2 protein-coding genes are annotated in these 4,495 nt (G+C 61.2%); both read left to right on the top strand.

Going from position 1 to position 4,495, the window contains the following annotated elements:
- The coding region (locus VF697_RS08710) for a Mu transposase C-terminal domain-containing protein (protein ID WP_331093175.1) at positions 1-1,208 on the top strand (1,208 nt) is incomplete at its 5' end.
- A gap of 198 nt (positions 1,209-1,406) precedes the next feature.
- The gene (locus VF697_RS08705) at positions 1,407-2,585 is read left to right on the top strand and encodes a hypothetical protein (RefSeq protein WP_331093174.1); all 1,179 of its coding nucleotides are present in this window, start codon (positions 1,407-1,409) and stop codon (positions 2,583-2,585) included.
- Positions 2,586-4,495: the final 1,910 nt, after the last annotated feature.

The following is a 4,495-nucleotide window of genomic DNA, read 5'->3' as shown; positions in this document are numbered from 1 at the left end:
AGGAGTTCGAAGCTTTTTCGCAGATGGAGTGTGTGCGACGCCAGGTGTGGCCGAGTGGGCACGTTGAGCTTCGTCGCGTGGAGTCTCTCTGTCTGACCGTCGTTCAGGATATGTGCACGCGCTGTGTCCTCGCGGTGCGTGTATGGGATAAACCACCGAACACCCGAACATCGCTCCTCGCGCTACGTGACGCGGTCGAAAGGTATGGACTCCCCGAGGTGGTGTACACCGACAACGGGTCGGACTTGAAGAATGGGTTGATCTTGGCGGTGCTGAATGCCGTTGGAATCTACCACGCGCACTCGGAGCCGTATCGACCGCAAGGGCGCGGGCAAGTGGAGCGGGTCGGTCGCACGATCAAGGAAATGATTTTGCCTCACCTACCCGGGTTTAAAGGCGGCACGCACTCAAGGATCTGGGCGGACGCTGACCTGCTTACTCTCGAAGAGATCGAAGCCGTGCTGGCAGATCGCATAGAGGCCTACTTCAACCGTCGCATACATCGGACAACGCGGCGTAGCCCGCGCGAGCATTACGAGTCGGAGATCCACGCACGACAGCTCCATGGACTCACCCGCGTGGAGGTCACCCCAGAGGTCTGGCTGCCTCTACTTTCTATCCAGGATGAGGCGGTTCTGCAGAATTGCGGGATTGAACTCAACGGGCACCACTACTCCTCGCCTGGATTCATTGAGGCGTTGAACGGACGCCGGGTGCGGATCTACTTCGACGAATACCGGCCCGACACTATATACGTCGCACTGCCGAACCCCCGCGGGGAGTTCCGGTTTCTCGCCGTAGCTGAACGGACGGACGATCCCTCCTGTCCTCCTCCCACAGCTTGGGCATTTCGACGAGACGAGCAGCGGTGGCTTGAAGCTCGGCAGGCGGAGAACACCGAGCGGGAGCAACGTCATTTGGAGCTACAACGGCTACAGGAAGTAAGGCTGAAAGGGGAGGAGCGCGGACGAGCCCTCGCCGACGCGGTGCTCCCCGGCTCCCCTTCGCTATCTGCCCCAGAGGCGCCTGTGGCGCTCCTCGCTGGAGGCGCCGACCTCCCTACCTCGGAAGCTGCGCAGACCGTCGACGACAGAACCGTGGCTCAGGCAACAGAGCTTCCGATTGTGGGTCAGGTGGACTCACTTGAAGGCTACCTTCGTTTGGTGGCGAGCAGACGATCCGATCAAACAGCCCCTAAGACCGTGTAAATCCTACCGTCGAACCCCGGGCAACCGAGAGGTGATTTTATGCAGGAGTCAGCCGGTGGTGAGAGTGATAGCGCAATGCCGGCCGAATTGGTCCCCTCGGGGCCTCCGCCAACTCGCCCTACAGCGCTGCTTGCGACGGGTCCTTCCGCGCCCGTAAGACGCCAAGGCCTCGTGCGCTCTGATGACGAGATCACACGAGTGGCGGAGCAACTGTTCGTCCGCTTCGATCCCACGACCCCGTCACGGATGATCGCTTCGGCGCTCCCCACGATTCAGCACTGCTATACAAAGGGGGTGCTAGCCTCAATTGACGAGCGTCTCGGAAGCACGGTAGTCGATCATGGGAGGCTCTACTTGCAGGGCAGTCAGCTGGGCGTCGGTACCACGACACTCGTGAGTGATTACGGACGAGCGTACAACTACATGGCTGGCTCGACTGGCCATCCGCAGCGGGTTGCGGTCGTGCGAGTGTTCGCAGGCATGACCGTGCCGGCGAAGATGTTGGAGCTCCTCTGCAACTATATGCGGTCGCCGCTGTCGATCCCGGAGCTGCGCTTTCGGTCCCTCGAGACTCTTGCCGAACGATTCGTTTTCGCTGCACGGCAACTACGCGTCACCACGATCATCTTTGATCACATTCATCACGCCTCGGGCGCGGCCCTGCGGCTGATCGGGGATCTGATGCTTGCCTCGGATCCGCGCTTACAAGTTCCGTTCGAGCGCGACGAGTTTAGTCCGCCGCCCCCGCGGCTGGGTATCGTCCTCGTAAGCCACATCGCGCCGGAGAACCTCTTCTCAGACGCTGAGGAGGTGCTCCATCTACTCGAGGGCTCTCATGTGCTGATGGGCCGGTACGAGACGGCGGAAGATATCGGTGAGATCCTACGGCGGGCGGGGATCGGATTGGATGATCTGGATTTATCATGCATGGATGATGCGCTCATGGCTCAGATCGTCCTGGAATGGACGAGTGGCCTCCTTTCTTTAATCAATCCGCTTCTGCGGGTGCTTCTATCAACAACACAATTGGAGGGACAGCTCCGGCCTTCACTTGAGACCCTGCACACCGCCCTCCCGTATCACAGGCACCTACGCGAGAAGATTCTCCGGCGGCGGGACCCATCAGTGCAGGGAGACGAGTTCAAAGCACTTCTAACGCGCGCGGCCGCCGTCGCGAGTGGTCACCGCACTCCTGTGGCCATCGCGTCAGGTTGCGCCGAAGGAGCACAACGGGTTTGTACTGGCGCCGCTGAGCCCACAGGCGCGACGAGCAGCGCCGCGCCCTCTCGACGTAAGGAGATCGCCGCGAAGAGGAAGGCGACGGAGGAAGGGCGCCGCAAGGTAGTGCGCCCTGTACAACGACGTCGTAGGCACTGATGAGCGCGGGGTTCACCGTCCGGCGAGAGGAACTCTGTGCCGCCGCCGAGCGCGCACTCGGTCTCGCCGTGCGGAGACTTGGTCACGCTGCATGGGGAGCTGATATCAGGCAAGCGTGGTCCGAGGCTAATTGCGGAGAAACGCCGCCAGCGCAGACGCAGGGCCAGTGGACCCTGGTCTTCGAACCGGCCGTTGCTGGTGGACGGGTGCTGCAGCGTAGGATCGGCTCCGTCTTTCTGTTCAGCCTCGTGAGTGATCCGCGATCATCAACGATTCCTTCCCGTAGAAGCTCACGCGAGATCCTTGAACGGTGCGCGAAGGCTGAAGCGGTGCTCCGCCACGCTGTGCATAAGCACGGGGTTCTGGTGTCTTCCCGTCAACTCTTGGACGCGTGGCCAGAAGTTCTGAACGGTCGTCCGCCGGCGATCCGCCACCACTCGCCATTCTCCTCATGGCAACTGATTTTCGCTCCGGCGCTCGCGGTAGGGCGGGTCACCGTCGTGATGTATGGGCGTGAGCAATTGTACGGTCTGGCGGAAGGAGCGGAAGATGTCCCCGAGCGCGTTGGCCGCGACCATTCCCTCGTGTGGGAACAAAGGTGTGAACTGGTCGAGGAGGCGCTCCGACTCGCAGGCACTCGAACGGGGACGATGGTTGTACAGGAGGACATCTTCAAGTCCTTGCAACAACTCGGATCTGCTGAGGCTCCACCGGACCGGAAACACCTCCCGTACGCTCTCGATTCGCTTGTTCGTGCAGGCAGAGTGCGCTGGGTGATTCGGCGCGCACGCAGATACTACGGGTCCGCGGCTCACCCCGAATTGATTCCGCCCCTTCCGAGTTCGATGTACGGCAGAGTTGAGGAGGCTGTACACCGAGCCGTGGAGAGAATCGGAAGTGCGGTGACCTTTCATGATATACGGGCGGAGATCGACGGAGACCCAAGGCTGTCACTGAATGGAGCTACGGTCAGCCGGTGCTTCGGTGCTCTGGTTCGGTGCGGAAGAATAACCTCCATTCCAGCTTTGAGACCCAATTCCCGGGACCTGTACTACTCAACTCCAGATGGGCCGCAGGATGTGAAGGCGGGCACCGAGTACCCGCTCGATAGGTGCTATCGCGCCGCACAGTCGCTCTGGGCGCGAACCGACCGCTGCCCGTTCACTGGCGCCGCGCTCCGGCTCCACGCCGAAACTGACCCGCAGTTGAGAATCTCAGACTACAGCCCAAGCGCTTGGTCTCACGCCCTCTCTCAGCTGGAGAAATGTGGTGCAGTGACCCGGATTCAGATGACCGATGGGTCTATAACTCGATGGGCTCCGACTGAGGAGTGGAACCGCCTTGGCGCCGAAGCTCAGGAGCGTTGCGTTCAAGGGTCCGCTGGTGGTCAAGACCGGGATAGCTCGTTCGAATCGGTGGCTCGCTTCGGTGCGCTGACAAATTCCACCGATCCGGAGTCCGCTCCTAAGTTCAGCACCTACCAGATGGGGGGGCCACCGTTGGCACAGCTCCTGTGCCGTTTGGTGAAGGTCACTCAAGATGATCTCGCGCGGAAGCACCCGGATCCGCACTCGGCCGAAGTGGTGCGGAAACGTCCGGTCAATGTCCGTGAGATCACACAGACCCTCGGGAAGAACCCGGAGTTGGCACCTCCGCTTCAGTGGCCCTTACGTGACGCGTTGAGTCACGCGGCGCGATTACGATCCCGCTCGCGGACACGAGAGATTGTGTCAGTCGGCCGTGTGCTCAACTGCACATACTACAACGTTGCGGATGATCCAACCGGCGCAATGTACGTGGCTTACCTTTCTGCGTTGCGAGCGGCTGCTCAGCCGGATCTCTCTCGTTCCCTCCGGAACCTGCAGTCTGCGGCCCAGTCGTCCGGGAGCGGCGTTGTTCCTCTTCCTGCA

This window comes from Archangium sp., from assembly GCF_036388035.1.
Taxonomy (GTDB): Bacteria; Myxococcota; Myxococcia; order Myxococcales; family Myxococcaceae; genus Archangium.
Note: the sequence above shows the minus strand (reverse complement) of the source record. Positions and strands in the feature narration are given on the sequence as shown.